Source organism: Nocardia sp. NPDC003269 (assembly GCF_042888005.1).
GTDB lineage: Bacteria > Actinomycetota > Actinomycetes > Mycobacteriales > Mycobacteriaceae > Nocardia.
The window spans coordinates 126,696-141,804 of sequence record NZ_JBIAPA010000006.1; the positions used below are offsets into that span (position 1 = coordinate 126,696).

The 15,109-nt window shown below is 69.8% G+C and carries 17 protein-coding genes; 5 read left to right on the forward strand and 12 right to left on the reverse strand.

The features are described 5' to 3' along the window. Positions 1-99 precede the first annotated feature (99 nt). Positions 100-1,569 (reverse strand): 30S ribosomal protein S1, encoded by a 1,470-nt coding sequence (gene rpsA, locus ACFYWJ_RS33155; protein ID WP_355284686.1) that lies wholly within the window; start codon positions 1,567-1,569, stop codon positions 100-102. A 285-nt stretch (positions 1,570-1,854) separates the two neighbouring features. Between rpsA and ACFYWJ_RS33160 the strand changes: the two genes are divergently transcribed. After that, positions 1,855-2,709, forward strand: a complete 855-nt coding sequence (locus ACFYWJ_RS33160; RefSeq protein WP_355284688.1) for a class I SAM-dependent methyltransferase — start codon at positions 1,855-1,857, stop codon at positions 2,707-2,709. Here ACFYWJ_RS33160 and ACFYWJ_RS33165 read toward each other — a convergent pair. Both ACFYWJ_RS33165 and ACFYWJ_RS33170 read right to left on the reverse strand, forming a co-directional pair. Further along, positions 2,706-3,260 (reverse strand): hypothetical protein, encoded by a 555-nt coding sequence (locus ACFYWJ_RS33165; RefSeq protein ID WP_355284691.1) that lies wholly within the window; start codon positions 3,258-3,260, stop codon positions 2,706-2,708. The two genes, ACFYWJ_RS33160 and ACFYWJ_RS33165, sit on opposite strands and share 4 nt — an antisense overlap. An 87-nt stretch (positions 3,261-3,347) precedes the next feature. Next, complete coding sequence (locus ACFYWJ_RS33170; RefSeq protein ID WP_355284694.1) at positions 3,348-3,641, reverse strand: hypothetical protein; 294 nt, start codon at positions 3,639-3,641, stop codon at positions 3,348-3,350. Between the two features lie 98 nt (positions 3,642-3,739). Here ACFYWJ_RS33170 and ACFYWJ_RS33175 point away from each other — a divergent pair, with 98 nt between their 5' ends. Next, on the forward strand, positions 3,740-4,774 hold the full coding sequence (locus ACFYWJ_RS33175) for a helix-turn-helix transcriptional regulator (protein ID WP_355284696.1): 1,035 nt from the start codon (positions 3,740-3,742) through the stop codon (positions 4,772-4,774). Between the two features lie 8 nt (positions 4,775-4,782). Here the strand turns inward: ACFYWJ_RS33175 and ACFYWJ_RS33180 are convergent, their stop codons facing one another. The 3 genes from ACFYWJ_RS33180 to ACFYWJ_RS33190 form a co-directional block, all read right to left on the reverse strand. Then, positions 4,783-4,953 (reverse strand): hypothetical protein, encoded by a 171-nt coding sequence (locus ACFYWJ_RS33180; protein ID WP_355284699.1) that lies wholly within the window; start codon positions 4,951-4,953, stop codon positions 4,783-4,785. Between the two features lie 6 nt (positions 4,954-4,959). Beyond that, positions 4,960-5,847, reverse strand: coding sequence for an SPFH domain-containing protein (locus tag ACFYWJ_RS33185; RefSeq protein ID WP_355284701.1), 888 nt, complete (start codon positions 5,845-5,847; stop codon positions 4,960-4,962). A gap of 72 nt (positions 5,848-5,919) precedes the next feature. Continuing rightward, the gene (locus ACFYWJ_RS33190; protein ID WP_355284703.1) at positions 5,920-7,275 is read right to left on the reverse strand and encodes an FAD-binding oxidoreductase; all 1,356 of its coding nucleotides are present in this window, start codon (positions 7,273-7,275) and stop codon (positions 5,920-5,922) included. Positions 7,276-7,369: 94 nt separating this feature from the next. Here ACFYWJ_RS33190 and ACFYWJ_RS33195 point away from each other — a divergent pair, with 94 nt between their 5' ends. After that, positions 7,370-8,287, forward strand: coding sequence for a LysR family transcriptional regulator (locus ACFYWJ_RS33195; RefSeq protein ID WP_355284706.1), 918 nt, complete (start codon positions 7,370-7,372; stop codon positions 8,285-8,287). 58 nt (positions 8,288-8,345) lie between these two features. Here ACFYWJ_RS33195 and ACFYWJ_RS33200 read toward each other — a convergent pair whose 3' ends face one another. Then, positions 8,346-9,242, reverse strand: coding sequence for a LysR substrate-binding domain-containing protein (locus tag ACFYWJ_RS33200; protein ID WP_355284708.1), 897 nt, complete (start codon positions 9,240-9,242; stop codon positions 8,346-8,348). A gap of 89 nt (positions 9,243-9,331) precedes the next feature. Here ACFYWJ_RS33200 and ACFYWJ_RS33205 point away from each other — a divergent pair, with 89 nt between their 5' ends. Beyond that, positions 9,332-10,174 carry an oxidoreductase gene (locus ACFYWJ_RS33205; protein WP_355284710.1) on the forward strand — a complete coding sequence of 281 codons (843 nt, stop codon included), beginning with the start codon at positions 9,332-9,334 and terminating at the stop codon, positions 10,172-10,174. A 44-nt stretch (positions 10,175-10,218) separates the two neighbouring features. Here the strand turns inward: ACFYWJ_RS33205 and ACFYWJ_RS33210 are convergent, their stop codons facing one another. Further along, a complete protein-coding gene (locus tag ACFYWJ_RS33210; protein ID WP_355284713.1) occupies positions 10,219-10,680 on the reverse strand; it encodes an ABA4-like family protein in 462 nt (153 codons plus the stop codon). Beyond that, on the reverse strand, positions 10,677-11,624 hold the full coding sequence (locus tag ACFYWJ_RS33215; RefSeq protein ID WP_355284716.1) for a hypothetical protein: 948 nt from the start codon (positions 11,622-11,624) through the stop codon (positions 10,677-10,679). The genes ACFYWJ_RS33210 and ACFYWJ_RS33215 overlap by 4 nt, the downstream gene beginning before the upstream one ends. A gap of 86 nt (positions 11,625-11,710) precedes the next feature. On the opposite strand from ACFYWJ_RS33215, the gene ACFYWJ_RS33220 reads away from it, so the two are divergent. After that, positions 11,711-12,364 (forward strand): MerR family transcriptional regulator, encoded by a 654-nt coding sequence (locus ACFYWJ_RS33220; protein WP_355284719.1) that lies wholly within the window; start codon positions 11,711-11,713, stop codon positions 12,362-12,364. 44 nt (positions 12,365-12,408) lie between these two features. Here the strand turns inward: ACFYWJ_RS33220 and ACFYWJ_RS33225 are convergent, their stop codons facing one another. From ACFYWJ_RS33225 to ACFYWJ_RS33235, 3 genes are read right to left on the reverse strand one after another with little or no spacing between them, the layout of a single operon-like run. Continuing rightward, positions 12,409-13,161: an amino acid ABC transporter ATP-binding protein gene (locus tag ACFYWJ_RS33225; protein ID WP_355284750.1), complete on the reverse strand. Its 753-nt coding sequence runs from the start codon at positions 13,159-13,161 to the stop codon at positions 12,409-12,411. 26 nt (positions 13,162-13,187) lie between these two features. After that, entirely contained in the window at positions 13,188-14,126 is a 939-nt protein-coding gene (locus ACFYWJ_RS33230) for an amino acid ABC transporter permease (RefSeq protein WP_355284721.1), read from the reverse strand. Between the two features lies 1 nt (position 14,127). Further along, positions 14,128-15,045: an ABC transporter substrate-binding protein gene (locus ACFYWJ_RS33235; protein ID WP_387164788.1), complete on the reverse strand. Its 918-nt coding sequence runs from the start codon at positions 15,043-15,045 to the stop codon at positions 14,128-14,130. Positions 15,046-15,109: the final 64 nt, after the last annotated feature.

Genomic DNA, 15,109 nt, shown 5'->3' on the forward strand with positions numbered 1-15,109 from the left:
GATGGAGCGATCGGCGCCGACACTACTCCACCCGACCTGGGAAAAGGCCGAAGGCCCCGGTCCGTGTGGACCAGGGCCTTCGGTACTGCTCTACCCGAATCAGGCGTTGCCGGAGAGCTTCTCCCGCAGAGCCGCGAGCTGGGCGTCGCTGGCGAGCGAACCGCCGGCGGACTCGGCCGGGCCGGAGGTGGCCTGCGAGCCGCTCTCGGAGGAGTAGTTGCCCGAGGTGGCACCGCCGTTGGCGGCCTCGGCGGCAGCGTCGGCTGCCATCTTCTCCATCTGAGCGGTGTGCATCTTGTGGCGACGCTCGGCCTCGGCGTAGCGGCCTTCCCACTCTTCACGCTGCTTGTCGAAGCCCTCGAGCCATTCGTTGGTCTCGGGATCGAAGCCCTCGGGGAAGATGTAGTTGCCCGCATCGTCGTAGCTGTCGGCCATGCCGTACTTCGACGGGTCGAACTCGGCGTGGTAGTCCTCGTTCGCCTGCTTCAGCGACAGCGAGATCCGGCGACGCTCCAGGTCGATGTCGATGACCTTGACCATCGCGTCGTCGCCGACGGCAACGACCTGGTCCGGGACCTCGACGTGGCGCTCGGCCAGCTCGGAGATGTGCACCAGGCCCTCGATGCCCTCTTCGACGCGCACGAACGCACCGAATGGAACCAGCTTGGTGACCTTGCCCGGCACGATCTGACCGATCGCGTGGGTGCGGGCGAACTGACGCCACGGGTCTTCCTGGGTGGCCTTGAGCGACAGGGAGACGCGCTCGCGGTCCAGGTCGACGTCGAGAACCTCGACGGTGACCTCGTTGCCGACCTCGACGACCTCGGACGGGTGGTCGATGTGCTTCCAGGACAGCTCGGAGACGTGCACCAGGCCGTCGACGCCACCCAGGTCCACGAAGGCACCGAAGTTGACGATCGAGGAGACCACACCCTTGCGGACCTGGCCCTTCTGCAGCTGGTGCAGGAACTCGCTGCGGACCTCGGACTGGGTCTGCTCGAGCCAGGCGCGACGCGACAGGACCACGTTGTTGCGGTTCTTGTCGAGCTCGATGATCTTGGCCTCGATCTCCTTGCCGACGTACGGCTGGAGGTCGCGGACACGACGCATCTCGACGAGCGAGGCGGGCAGGAAGCCACGGAGGCCGATGTCGAGGATCAGGCCGCCCTTGACGACCTCGATGACGGTGCCCTTGACGGCCTCGTCCTTCTCCTTGAGCTCCTCGATCGTGCCCCACGCGCGCTCGTACTGCGCCCGCTTCTTCGACAGGATCAGGCGGCCTTCCTTGTCCTCCTTGGTGAGAACCAGGGCCTCGACCTCATCGCCCACGGAAACGACCTCGTTGGGGTCGACATCGTGCTTGATGGAGAGTTCGCGGGAGGGGATGACGCCTTCGGTCTTGTAACCGATGTCGAGCAGGACCTCGTCACGATCGACCTTGACGATGGTTCCCTCGACGATGTCGCCATCGTTGAAGTACTTGATCGTGGCGTCGATGGCGGCGAGGAAATCCTCGGCGGAGCCGATGTCGTTGACGGCTACCTGCGGCGAGGTGACGGTGGTGGGCATATGTGGATTTGCTCCGGACGGATTGTGGTCGGTTGCGGACATTGGAACTTTCGGTACGCTGCGAGATCACCGCGACGAGGCGACGAAGGATACCGGGTAAGTATCGCACGGACCGCCACACTTGCTGGTGATCGAACTCAGCACGGGCGACTCCGTCATCGGATACCGTACGCATTCAACCCCGGCGCACAGCGCTCCTCGAAAGACACTCGCGTGCCTCAGCGTACGCGACCCCTGTCCAGCCGGGCAAACCACCCCCTCCACCCCGCGGATACCCTGTTCGCCGTGTCGGACGACGAACGCCATGCGCAGGCCAACGCGCTGCTGGGAACCACCGCGACCACCCGGACCAAGATCGGTTCGGCGGACAGCGAACGCGCGAGCAGGCGCTGGTGGGACGCCGACGCCGACCAGTATCACCAGACCCATGCCGACTTCCTCGGCGTCGATTCCCCCGAGGGCGAGTTCGTCTGGTGCCCGGAGGGCCTGCACGAGGGCGATATGGGCTTCCTCGGCGAGCTGAGCGGCAAGACCGTGCTCGAGATCGGCTGCGGTTCGGCGCCGTGTTCGCGCTGGCTGGCGGGTCAGGGCGCGTATCCGGTCGGCCTCGATCTGTCGATGGGCATGCTCGAGCGGGGCGTGGCGGCGATGGCGCGGGGCGGGCCGCGGGTGCCGCTGGTCCAGGCGGGCGCCGAGGCGCTGCCGTTCGCCGACGCCTCCTTCGACCTGGCCTGTTCGGCCTTCGGCGGGGTCCCGTTCGTCGCCGATTCCGCGCTGGTGATGCGGGAGGTCGCCCGGGTGCTGCGGCCGGGCGGGCGCTGGGTGTTCTCGGTGAACCACCCGATGCGCTGGATCTTCCCCGACGATCCCGGCGCGGACGGCCTCGTCGCGCGCATCCCCTATTTCGACCGGACGCCGTATGTCGAGGTCGACGGCGACGGGGTGCCGACCTATGTCGAGCACCATCGCACCATCGGTGACCGGGTCAGGGAGATCGTCGGCGCCGGCCTGACCCTGCTCGACATCGTCGAACCCGACTGGCCGGAGTGGCTGGACCGGGAGTGGGGTCAGTGGTCGCCGCTGCGCGGGGAGATCTTCCCCGGCACCGCCATCTTCGTCACCGAGAAGCCGGGCGCCTAGAACTCGGGCAGCGCCGCGAAGCCGGGGTCGACCCGCACGTTGGGCACGGTTTCGGCGATCCAGCGGCGGGCCCTGGTCAGGGCGTGCTCGGGGAACACGGCGTCGAAGCGGACGTCGTCGGACAGGAGATAGGGCAGGCGCCCGCGCAGCCCCGGCGCGTACGGGTGCGGCGGGCACATCTCGGCGCGGTGGACCTGCGCGCCGATCGAGGATTCCCGCAGCCCGGGCACCCCGGTCTCCGGACAGATGATCTGGAAGACCGCGGAGCACCGGTCCTTGGGCACCACGATCGACGCGGCGAAGACGAGCTCGGCCCGCGGCCCCGGCAACTGCGTCTTCTCCACCCGCAGCAGCGCGGGCAGCTGGTCGACCCAGACCACGAACGCCTCGATCAGACAGCCGGTGCGGGCGTGGTGCTCGGCCAGCCGCCTGCGCAGCCGCGGCAGATCGTGCAGCCGGGCGGGCAGGTCGGGCGCGCCGTCGACATAGGTCAACGCGACGACATCACGAGTGGCCGGATTCCCCCAGGTCGTGTTGTCCAACTGCTGCATTCCAGGAATGTCGAACGAGATGGGCACCGGGACAACTTACCGGCGTGGACGAGTTCGGTTGTCCCCGTGCGCGGTAGAACTTGCCGCTCAGGCGGAAATACGTGCTTCGACCAAATCCACCAGCCAGGACTGGTGACCGATCACCACCGCGCGGCTGCGCGGCGTGGCCAGGACCGGGGCCAGCGCGGTCCGGAACGCCTCGGCGGTGGCGCGGTCGTCGAAATCGAGGTCGACGAGGACCCGGACCGGGTCGCCCTCGACGCGGCCGACGCGGTAGGTGCGTACCCCGTGCTCGGCGCGGAAGCGTTCGTACTGGTCGAAGGCCGCCTTCCAGGTGTCGTAGTCACGCACGGTGTTGTCGATGTGCAGGGTGGTGGTCATGGTCGCCTCCGTCGCTCGATGGGATACATCGAGTGTCGGCCCGAGCGCTGCCCCACCGACATCCCTGATGCTGGGGGTTTTCGCCGTAGACTGAGCCGGTGCCGAGCGCCTTGGCCGACCGGGTGAGCCGGCTGTGCCGTGCCGATCACTCCGCCAAACGACTGCGCGAGCTCGTGTTGGCCGAGATACGGCTGTCGATGCCGTTCACCGGCCATGTCTTCGCGCTCACCGACCCGGTCACCGCGGTCGCGACGGCGCCGCTCGCCGATGTGCCCGGACTCGATCTGGCGCGCCTGCCGGACCTGATCCGGGCCCGCTATCTCACCCCGCTCAATCGCTGGGACACCCTGCGCGGCACCGGCGCCCACTCCCTGCTCGATGCCACGGGCGGGGAACCCGACCGCTCGCTGCTGTGGCGCACCGCCCAGCGGGCCCTCGGCGTCACCGACTCCGCCACCGTCACCTTCGCCGATCGCTACGGCTGCTGGGGATTCCTGGAGTTGCTCCGGGTCGACGAATCCCCGTTCACCAGAAGCGAACTCGCCGCGCTCACGGCACTGACGCCCGCGATGGCGACCGCGCTGCGCGCCACGGTCGGCGCCGGGTTCGTCGAATCCGACGCGCAACTGCCGCCGCTGGGCCCCGCGGTCGTCCTGCTCGACGACGACCTGCGCGTGCGCTCGCAAACCGCGGCCGCCGCCGCGTCGCTGCTGCGTCTGCTCCCGCCCGACGAACCCGTCCCACCGGTCCCCGCCTCGGTCTACAACGCGGGCGCCGCGCTGCTCGCCGCCGAGGCGGGCACCCCGATCGGCCCCGCCTCCGCCCGCATCCACCTGGGCGGCAACCGCTGGCTCACCGTGAAGGCCGACCGCCTCGGCGACCACGACATCGCCGTCGCCCTGGAACCGAGCACCGCCGCCGAACGCCTCGACCTGTTCACCCGCGCCCACGGCCTGTCCACTCGCGAATCCCAGGTCCTCGCCCTGCTGGCCACCGGCCTGGACTCCCGCGAACTGGCCGCCGAACTCGTCCTCTCCGAGCACACCGTCAACGACCACGTCAAAGCCATCCTCGCCAAGTCCGCCACCCGCACCCGCCAACGCCTGCTGACCCGCGTCCTCGGCATCACCTGACGCGGGCGCTACTTCGAGCGGGGCTTGCGGCCCGCCTGGTCGAGGGCGAGGCGGAGGGCGTATTCGATCTGGGAGTTGACGCTGCGCAGGTCGTCGGCCGCCCACTTGGCGATGGCCTCGTGGACGGCCGGGTCGAGCCGCAGCAGGACCTTCTTGGGTTCCTTCTTCGGCACCGTCATGGCGGGTCAGGCGTAGAGGGATCCGGTGTTCACGACCGGCTGGGTGGCGCGGTCGCCGCAGAGGACGACGAGCAGGTTCGAGACCATGGCGGCCTTGCGTTCCTCGTCGAGTTCCACGGTGCCCGCCGCGGCGAGGCGGTCCAGCGCCAGGCCGACCATGCCGACCGCGCCCTCCACGATCTGGGTGCGCGCGGCGACCACCTGGGCGGCCTGCTGGCGGACCAGCATGGCCTGGGCGATCTCGGGCGCGTAGGCCAGGTGGGTGATCCGGGCCTCGATGACCTCGATGCCGGCGGTGAGGGTGCGCGCGCGCAGTTCCTCGGTGAGCTCCTCGGCCACCTCGGCGCCGTCACGCAGGCTGGTCCGCGCGGCGTCGTGCGCGTCGTAGGGGTGGGTGGTGGCGAGGTGGCGCACCGCCGCCTCGGACTGGGTCTCGACGTACTCCTCGTAGTCGTCGACCGCGAACGCGGCCTTGAAGCTGTCGACCACCTTGTAGACGACGACCGCCGCGATCTCGACCGGATTGCCGTCGGCGTCGTTGACCTTCAGCTTCTGTGTCTCGAAGTTGCGCACCCGCAACGAGATCGACTTGCGGTCGGTCAGTGGGAGCACCGAGAAGAACCCGGGGTCCGACACCGAGCCGACGTAGCGGCCGAAGAAGGTGACGACCTTCGCCTCGTTGGGGTTGACGATGATCAACCCGGTGGCGAGCACCGCCAGCACCAGCACGATGACGGCCGCGGCGACCGCGCCCGCCCAGGCGAGCGCCCCGCCGTCGTGCTGGGTGGCGGCGATGAACGCGAAAACGGCGGCGGCGCCGAACACCAGGGTGAGCACCAGCCACCCCAGCAAGACGACGAATCCGTTGACGCGGAATGCGGACCGCAGCTCCATGACATCCTCCCGATATCTGAGTGATATCACCAAGATAGTAGAGATCGGCCGGATCGACAAGCGTCGGAATCCCTACGCGGGCGCGATATTGCGGTTGAAACGGAACATGTTGCGCGGGTCGTAGGCCGCCTTGGCCGTGGCCAGCCGGGCGTAGGTGTCCGGGGTGTAGCCCGCCGAGGTCTGCGCCGCGTCCGCGGCGGCACCAGCGCCGTAGAGGAAGTTCAGGCTGTGCCCGATCGTCCACGGCGCCAACGCTTCCCGGACCGCGGCCAGGCCGGTGGGCGCGGTGTCGCCCGCCGCGCCGGTGATCACCCGGACGACGAACTCAGCGTCGCGGTGGTCCACCGACGACGCGTCGCCGTGCCGCAACGCCCCGCCCAGGTGCCGGATGTCGACGACGGCGTCGACCGGGCCGCCGGGGGCGGTCAGCGCGCGCAGTGCCGCGACGCCCTCGCCGGTCAGCTCGGACAGCAGCGCGTTGGTGGCGGCGTAGGCGTGCGGGAAGTCCGGGTCGCTGTGGATGGTGTGCGACTCGGTGTACGGCAGGACGCGCAGGTCGTCGCGCAGCCGGTCGCCGATCGCGCGCAGGGGCGCGACGAGCCGTTCGCCTTCCGCGGCGGGGCCGTCGAAGGCGATCCGGATCGAGGCGACGTGCCTGCCGCGCATCGGTTCCGGCACCGGCGGGATGTCCGGGAAGGTGACCACCGCGATCGTCGAGGTGAGGGTGTCGGGCAGTGTCGCGGTCCACCGCCGCCAGGTGTCGAGCGCCGGGTCGACCAGCGGGGTGTCGAAGATCAGCTGGCCGCCGAACACCTCGGTAACCGGCACCAGCCCGAGCTCCAGCGCGGTGACCACGCCGAAGTTGCCGCCGGAGCCGAGCACCGCGCCGAACAGCTCGTCGGCGGGGGTGAGCGTGCGCATCCGCCCGTCCGCGGTCACCAGGTCGATCGAGCGCACATGGTCTGCGGCATAACCGAATTCGCGGGCCAGCAACCCGAGCCCACCGCCGAGCACGTACCCGACGACGCCCACCGAGGGCGAGGAACCGTTGAGCGGCGCCAGCCCGTGCGCGGCCGCCGCCTCGACCAGGGCACCGGCCCGCACCCCGGCACCGATCCGCGCGGTGCGCGTGCGCGGGTCGACGGTGATGGCGTCCATCCGGCGGGTCGTGATCAGCACGCCGTGGTCGGCCGCCACCGAGAGCCCGTGCCCGGTCGCCTGCACGGCGACCGGAAGTCGGTGCCGGGCGGCGTATTCCACGGCGGCGCGCACGTCCTCGGCATGCAGCGCGCCGACGACCAGGGCGGGACGATGGGTGTAGGCGGTCTGGAACCCGGCCACCTCCGCGGCGTAGCCGGGGTCGGCCGGGGTGAACACCGGGCCGGTGAAGCGGAGGGAATCGAGGGTCTGCGCTGCGTTCTCGGTCATGTCCTCGACTGTGCCGCCGCGCCGTCGAGAAGTACAACAGATAGTCTTTCTCGACTCGATAACTGCTAGTTATGGGAATCGCTAGAATCCCGGGATGGAACTGCGGCAGCTGCGGTATTTCGTCACCGTCGTCGACGAGGGCGGGTTCACGCGCGCGGCCGAGCGCCTGCACCTGACACAGCCGGGACTGAGCGCGCAGATCAGGCAGCTGGAACGCGAGCTGGGGCAGCCACTGCTGGTCCGGGGCACCCGCTCGGTGACACCCACCGAGGTCGGGTCCGCCGTGCTCGGGCACGCGCGGGCCGCGCTGGCGGCGGCCGACCGGATCGGCGAGACCGTGCAGGAATTCACCGGGCTGCTGCGCGGGCACGTGCGGCTGGGGGTGATCTCCGGTGCGGCCACCGAGGAGTTCGATGTCGCCGGAGTGCTCGCCGACTTCCACGACGATCACCCGCGGGTGGGGATCAGCCTCACCGAGGACACCGCCGAGCGGATGCTGGGCGGTGTCGAGCGCGGCGAGCTGGATCTCGCGATCGTCGGATTGACGGGCGCCGCACCGAGTCCCGGCGTCGGCCTCGAGGTGATCCTCGAGACACCGGTGGTCGCCGCGGTCGCGCTCGACGCACCGGTCGATCCCGCCGAGTCGGCCGGCACGATCACCCTGGCGGCGTTGACCGATCGACAGCTCATCTGCCTGCCCACCGGGACCGGGCTGCGCGGCGTCTTCGAACGATCCTGTGCCGCTGCCGGTTTCACGCCACAGGTCGCGTTCGAGGCCGCCGCTCCCCCGCTCCTGCTGCGTCTGGCCGCGCGGGGTCTCGGCACCGCGGTCGTGCCCGCCCTCACCCCGGCCGAGGCCGCCGCGTTCGGCGTGCGCGCCCTGGCCATCGTCGAGCCGCGCATCCACGGCCGCCTCGCGATCGCCTGGCGTACCGACCGTCCCGGGAGCCCCGCGGCCACCGTGCTGCTCGGCCAGCTGCGCATCGCGCTCGGGAGCCGTGCCCGTGGGTGATATCGGCATCGCTCGAACCCACCGCGCTCGAGACCGGCACCTCCCTTGCCCGGTGGACTCAGCGCCGGTGGGCAGTCGCCGACGCGCAGGCTTCGGCGTAGCCGCGCACCAGGGGGCGGACGTCGTCGGCTCGCCAGGCCAGGGCGAGCTCGCACGGGCTGAGGCCGGTCACCGGCCTGGTCACGACGCCGTCGTGGGCGACGAGCGGGGCGTTGCCGGTGGCGAGCAGCACCACGCCGTCACCGTTGACCAGGGCTTCGTAGGTCTCCTCGGTGCTCGAGACCTCGGCGCCGATGCGCGCAGGCCGACCGGCGCGCGCGTCAACGGCCAGCCAGTAGTCACGCAGCGCGCCCGCGGTGGCGGGCAGCGCGAGGAAGGGTTCGTCGAGGAGGTCGGCGAAGGCGATGGTGGCGCGACCGGCGAGACGATGGGTGTCCGGCAGGGCGACGAGGCGGGGTTCGGTGGCGACGACCAGCCAGCGGTAGCGCTCGCTGTCGGCCAGCGGGAGCCAGACATAGGCGACATCGGCGGACCCGTCGGCCAGACCGGCGGTCGGATCGTCCCAGCCGACCTGGCGCAGCACGGGTTTCGCGTCGGGGAAGGCGGCGGCGAACCGGGAACGCACGGCGGGCAGGATGCCCCGGCCGGGACTGGTGCTGATCCCGATCGACAGCTCCGCCTGCTGGGCGGCCTTCGCCGACGCCACCGCGGCTTCGGCCGCGTCCCACGTGGCCAGCACCCGACGGGCCTGCGGCAACAGCGCCGCCCCGACCGGGGTCAGCGCGACCGAGCGCGAGTCCCGCACGAACAGTGCCGCGCCGAGCTGACCCTCGAGCTTGCGGATCTGTTTGCTCAGGGCGGGCTGGGAGACGTAGAGCCCGTCGGCGGCCGCCGTGAAGTTCAGCGATTCGGCCACCGCGACGAAATAGCGCAGCTCGCGCCCGTGCACGTCCATAACCACTGGTTATCACAGCGGGTATTGGACGGCCGCGCGCCGCGACGGAAGTATCGGCGGCACAACAGGAATCGATCGAGGAGACCCTGATGAGCAACCCCCAGATCTGGCTGGTCACCGGTGCGAGCAGCGGCTTCGGCCGGGCCATCGCGGAGGCGGCGATCGCGGCGGGCGACACCGTCGTCGCCGTGGCCCGCCGCACCGCGCCGCTGGACGATCTGGTCGCCGCGCACCCCGATCAGCTCGAGGCGATCGCCCTCGACGTCACCGATACCGCGCGCATCGACGCGGTCGTGGCCGATGTGGTCGCCCGGTACGGACGGATCGACGTACTCGTCAACAACGCGGGCCGCACCCAGGTGGGCGCGGTCGAGGAGACCACCGACGCCGAACTGCGTGACCTGTTCGACCTGCACGTCTTCGGCCCCGCCGCCCTCACCCGCACCGTCCTCCCGCACCTGCGCGCGCAGCGCGGTGGCGCGATCGTGCAGATGAGCAGCTTCGGCGGGCAGCTGTCCTTCGCGGGCTTCGCCGCCTACAGCGCGACGAAGTTCGCGCTCGAGGGCCTGTCGGAGGCGCTGGCCGACGAGGTCGCCCCGTTCGGCGTCAAGGTACTGATCGTGGAGCCCGGCGGCTTCCGCACCGGACTCATGAGCCCCGGCGCCGCGACCCTCAGCACCGAGACCGACGCCTACGCCGACACCGTCGGCCCGACCCGCCGCATGGTCGAGACCAGCGACGGACTCCAGCCCGGCGATCCGGCCAAGGCGGCCGCCGCCATCCGCGCGGCACTGGCCGCGGACAAGACGCCGTTGCGACTGCCGCTGGGCAACGACGCGGTCGACGCCATCCTCGGCCATCTCGACTCGGTGCGCACCGAGCTGCTGGAGTGGGAAACCATCGCCCGCGGAACAGATTTCGACGACCACTGACCGCGAACGGCCCGGACCGCGGTCACGGTCCGGGCCCGCGGGCGTCACGCCGCGATCGGGTCGGCGTGCGGCACACCGTGATCGCGCGTCGAGCGACGACCCGCCACCTCGCGCAGCACGAGGTAGATCGGGAAGGCGATGGGCGACAACAGGATCGTGCCGACCAGCAGCGGACCCATCAGCAGCGGATGGATGTCGCGCGCGCGGCTGTCGAGGTAGATCCAGCGGCCGAGGAACAGGTCCCAGGCGATGATCTGCGCCCACAGGGCCGTCAGCACAGCGGGGTCGGCGACGGCCTCGGTGATCGCGGCCAGCGACGGGGAGCTCACCAGCGACCACATCGCGCCGAGGACCGGGACCGCGACGATCGCCCAGACGATCAGCGGCACCAGCGTGATCCACGGCGAGCCGATGATCACGCGGGTCCGGCGCCAGGTGGGCGCCAGGATCATCAGCGCCCAGAACGGGACGGTGACGAAGAAGGACAGGTCGAACAGCGTGCTCATGCGGGGACTGCCTTTCGGACGCCGATCGCGCTCGCGATCGAGATCAGGGTGCCGAGAACGACGCCGGTGAGGATCGCGGCGGCCACGGTCAGGGTGGTTTGGTCGGGGTGGATGAGCGGCTGTCCGCGCAGCGCCTGCCAGGTGACCAGCGCGAGCACCGCGGCGTAGCCGGCGGCCATGGTGACGACCAGGCCGAGGCGCACCCGCAGCACCCGCAGCAGCGGGATCCGGGGCGCGAGCAGCACCAGCAGCGCGGCGAACAGCGGCACCGCCTGCAGGGCGTGCATGCCGACGAAGTGCGGGATGCGCAGGTCGCCGTCGGTGGTGCTCCAGCCGGTCAGCGGCATTCCCGGGGTGCCGTCGGGCGCGCCGACGGTGTGCGCGCCCGCGATGCCGTCGACCCCGGATTCGCGGCCCGGCATGAGATTGCCCAGCGCCAGGCCGACCAGGGTGATGGCCAGCCCGAGCCGGATCGACCAGGTGATCGCGGCGTCCCCGATCCGGCTCAGCGAGAGCTGCACGGCGACGACCATGGTGGCCAGGAACAGCACGATGATGGTGCTGCCCATGGTGATCCACAGGACGGCGTCGACGGTGGTCGTCATGTTGTAGTGGCTGCGGTTGCCGCGGATGACCTGCCCGAAGATGACCAGCTGCTCGATCGCCCCGGCGACCACGATCACCGTCGCCATCGCCCCGGTGAGCCGGGAGGCCTTGGGCCGCAACGAGATCAGCCAGGCCAGCGCCAGGCAGTAGAAAACGAACGAGATCGCGAACTTGCCCGGCTTGAACCAGGCGGTCGACCCGGCGATCACCCGGTCGTCGACCAGCATGCCGATCACCGCGACCACGGCGAGCACGGCGTTGACGGCGGCGAAGTACAGCAGTGGACGGTGCAGTGGGGCGCGGCGGCGGGGCAGCGAGTCGACGGTCTGGACGGACATGGCGCATCTCCCAGTGATAGATAGTTCTACTATCCGTTATGGATAGTTAGACTATCCGCAAGCCGGGCAGTCGGCAAGGGGGCCGAATGACAACGGAGGTAGCGGTGCGGATCTCGGAGTTGAGCGAGCGCAGCGGCATCGCGGTGGCGACGATCAAGTACTACCTGCGGGAAGGGCTACTGCCCGCGGGCGAGCGCACCAGTCCCAACCAGGCCAGTTACGGCGAGGAACACCTGCGCAGGCTGCGGCTGGTGCGCGCGCTGATCGAGGTGGGCGGACTGCCGGTGGCGACGGTGGGCGATGTGCTCGCCGCCGTCGACTCCCCCGATCTGTCGCTGTTCAGACTGCTGGGCGTGGTCCAGGGCAGCATGTCCGCCCCCGCGCCCGCCGCGCCCGAGGCCGACTGGGATCGCGCGTACGAGACCGTGCGCGCGGAGATGGACCGGCGCGGCTGGGACACGAAACCGAGCCCGGAGGCGATCGACACGCTCACCTCGGTGCTGGTGCGCCTGGCCCAGCTCGGCTACACGGACTGGGGCACCACGGCCCTGCCCACCTATTTCGACGGTGCGCGAGTGGTCGCGGAGACCGATGTGTCGACGGCGTTGGCCGCCGGCGGGCGCGAGGACATCGTCGACGCCGTGGTGGTGCTGACGGTGCTCGGCGACACCGCCCTGGCCGCCATCCGCCGCATCGCCCAAGCACAGGTGTCACTGGAGCGACTGACCGTCGACGAATGAGAAACGGCCCCGCGGACAGTCCGCGGGGCCGTTCGCTCACCAGCTCAGAGCAGGCGCGACAGGAATGCCTTGGTGCGCTCGTGCTGCGGGTTCGCCAGCAGTTCGCGCGGCGGACCCGACTCGACGACGACACCGCCGTCCATGAACACCAGTTCGTCGGCGACCTCGCGGGCGAAGCCCATCTCGTGGGTCACCACCAGCATGGTCATGCCCGAATCGGCGAGCTCGCGCATGACGGTGAGCACCTCGCCGACCAGCTCGGGGTCCAGCGCCGAGGTGGGCTCGTCGAACAGCATCAGCTTGGGATCCATCGCCAGCGCCCGCGCGATCGCCACGCGCTGCTGCTGACCGCCGGAGAGCTGCGCCGGATAGGCGTTGCGCTTGGCGGCCAGGCCGACCCGGTCGAGCAGTTCCTCGGCCCTGGCGATCGCGTCGGCCTTGCGGATCCCGCGCACCTGGGTGGGCGCCTCGATCACGTTCTCCAGCGCGGTCCGGTGCGGGAACAGGTTGAAATGCTGGAACACCATGCCGATGTCGCGTCGCTGGATCGCGGCATCGCGCGGATGCATCTCGTAGAGCTTGCCGTTCTTCTCCCGGTAGCCGACGAGCTCGCCGTCGACGTAGAGCCTGCCCGCGTTCACCTGTTCGAGGTGGTTGATGCAGCGTAGGAAGGTCGACTTGCCCGAGCCGGACGGCCCGACCAGGGTCAGCACCTTGCCGCGCTGTACCTCGAGCGAGACGCCCTTGAGCACCTTCAGCGCGCCGAAGTTCTTGCACACCCGGTCGGCGAGCACCATCGGCGGCGTCGTCACTGCTGGTTCGCTCATTTCGCCTTCACCGCCGCCTGCGCCGTGGCCAGTTCCTCGAGCTGCTTGGCCGTCAGCTGCCGGGTGGCACCGCGCGAGTAGTAGCGCTCCAAGTAGTACTGCCCGATCATCAGGATGCTGGTGATCGCCAGGTACCAGGTGGCACAGACGAGCAGCAGCGGGATCGGCTGGAAGTTCACGCCGTAGATGTCACGGGCGCGACCGAACAGGTCGGTGCTGAGCGGGATGGCCGTGACCAGCGAGGTGGTCTTGAGCATGCCGATCAGCTCGTTGCCGGTGGGCGGGATGATCACCCGCATCGCCTGGGGCAGCACCGTGCGGCGCATCGTCTGCGTCCACGACATGCCCAGCGCCACCGAGGCCTCGCGCTGCCCCTCGCCGACGGAGTTGATACCCGCGCGCACGATCTCGGCCATGTAGGCGGCCTCGTTGAGGCCGAGACCGATCACCGCGAACAGGAACGCCGCCTGCAGATGCTGCACGTCCAGGTGGAAGAACTGCGGACCGAACGGCACGCCGAGGTCGATCTGCTTGTAGAGCGAGGGCACCAGGCCCCAGAACACCAACTGCACGAAGACCGGGGTGCCACGGAAGATCCACAGGTAGACCCACGCGGTGGTGCGCAGCACCGGGTTCGGCGACAGCCGCATGACCGCCAGCACGGTGCCCAGGCCCACCGCGATCGCCATCGCGAGCACGGTGAGCTCCAGGGTCACCAGCGCGCCCGCGGTGATCCGGCTGTCGAACAGGTACTTGGCGTAGGTGTCCCACCGGTAGGCGGGGTTCGTGGCCGCGCCGTAGGCGAACAATCCCACCAGGATCAGGATGATTGCCGCCGCGATCCAGCGGCCCGGCCTGCGCAGCGGGACCGCTTTGATCGGTTCGGGTTCGGTGCCCGGTCCGGGCACCTCCGCCGTGTCGTTGTGCTCGGTCACGTCAGCTCACAGCGCCGTTGATCACCGAGGTCTTGATCTGGCCGTCCTGGACGCCCCAGTTGGTGGTGATCTCGCCGTACTTGCCGTTGTCGATCAGGTGCTGCAGCGCCTTCTGCAGGGACACCGCCAGCGGCGAGCCCTTCTGCACGGCCCAGCCGTAGGGCGCGGAATCGAACAGCGGGCCCGCGGCCTCGATCTTGCCGCCGCTCTGCTTGATCGCGTACGCGGTCACCGGGGAGTCGGCCGACATCGCGTCGACCTGGCCCAGCACCAGCGCGTTGGTCGCGGCGCTCTGCTCGTCGAAGGCCTTCATATCGATGGCCGGCTTGCCCTCGGCGACACACTTGGCGCTCTTGGCGGGAATCTCGTCGGTGTGCTCGACCGTAGTGGACTGTACGGCGACTTTCTTGCCGCACGCATTGTTCGGATCGATGGCTTTACCGGTTTGCTGGGCCCACTGGATGCCCGCGGAGAAATAGGTCGTGAAATCGACCTGCTGTTCGCGTTCGCGCGAATCGGTGATCGAGGACATACCCACGTCGTAGGTACCGGCCTGAATCGCGGGAATGATCTTCTCGAACGAGGATTCGACGTAGTCGACCTTCAGCCCGAGGGTGGTCGCGACGGCGTCGAGGAGGTCGACGTCGAAGCCGACGATCTTGCCGCTGGCGTCCTTGTACTCGTTCGGCTGGTAGGGCACGTTGACGCCGACCACCAGCTTGCCTGCCTGCTTCACCTTGTCGGGAACGGCCGCGGCGAGCGCGTCGACCTTCTCCACCGACACCTTGGTCACCTCGGCGGTCTCACCCTCGGTGTTGTTGGCACAGCCGGCCAGCACCAGAGCACCGGCGGCCGCGGTACACAACAGCCGTACGGCGCTGCGGCCGAGAACAATACGAACAGACAAAGGAGCCTCCACATTTCACGTCGACGCCGGCCACGTGTCAGCGCCTGTTTGGCAATGTATGCGAACCGGACACAGC

Bases quoted from the DNA above. Each gene is read 5' to 3' on its own strand.
- rpsA (WP_355284686.1), bottom strand. From the start codon at position 1,569: ATGCCCACCACCGTCACCTCGCCGCAGGTAGCCGTCAACGACATCGGC.
- ACFYWJ_RS33215 (WP_355284716.1), bottom strand. From the start codon at position 11,624: ATGTCCGTCCAGACCGTCGACTCGCTGCCCCGCCGCCGCGCCCCACTG.
- ACFYWJ_RS33220 (WP_355284719.1), top strand. From the start codon at position 11,711: ATGACAACGGAGGTAGCGGTGCGGATCTCGGAGTTGAGCGAGCGCAGC.
- ACFYWJ_RS33185 (WP_355284701.1), bottom strand. From the start codon at position 5,847: ATGGAGCTGCGGTCCGCATTCCGCGTCAACGGATTCGTCGTCTTGCTG.
- ACFYWJ_RS33180 (WP_355284699.1), bottom strand. From the start codon at position 4,953: ATGACGGTGCCGAAGAAGGAACCCAAGAAGGTCCTGCTGCGGCTCGAC.
- ACFYWJ_RS33200 (WP_355284708.1), bottom strand. From the start codon at position 9,242: ATGGACGTGCACGGGCGCGAGCTGCGCTATTTCGTCGCGGTGGCCGAA.
- ACFYWJ_RS33205 (WP_355284710.1), top strand. From the start codon at position 9,332: ATGAGCAACCCCCAGATCTGGCTGGTCACCGGTGCGAGCAGCGGCTTC.
- ACFYWJ_RS33165 (WP_355284691.1), bottom strand. From the start codon at position 3,260: ATGCAGCAGTTGGACAACACGACCTGGGGGAATCCGGCCACTCGTGAT.
- ACFYWJ_RS33190 (WP_355284703.1), bottom strand. From the start codon at position 7,275: ATGACCGAGAACGCAGCGCAGACCCTCGATTCCCTCCGCTTCACCGGC.
- ACFYWJ_RS33225 (WP_355284750.1), bottom strand. From the start codon at position 13,161: ATGGTGCTCGCCGACCGGGTGTGCAAGAACTTCGGCGCGCTGAAGGTG.
- ACFYWJ_RS33195 (WP_355284706.1), top strand. From the start codon at position 7,370: ATGGAACTGCGGCAGCTGCGGTATTTCGTCACCGTCGTCGACGAGGGC.
- ACFYWJ_RS33210 (WP_355284713.1), bottom strand. From the start codon at position 10,680: ATGAGCACGCTGTTCGACCTGTCCTTCTTCGTCACCGTCCCGTTCTGG.
- ACFYWJ_RS33170 (WP_355284694.1), bottom strand. From the start codon at position 3,641: ATGACCACCACCCTGCACATCGACAACACCGTGCGTGACTACGACACC.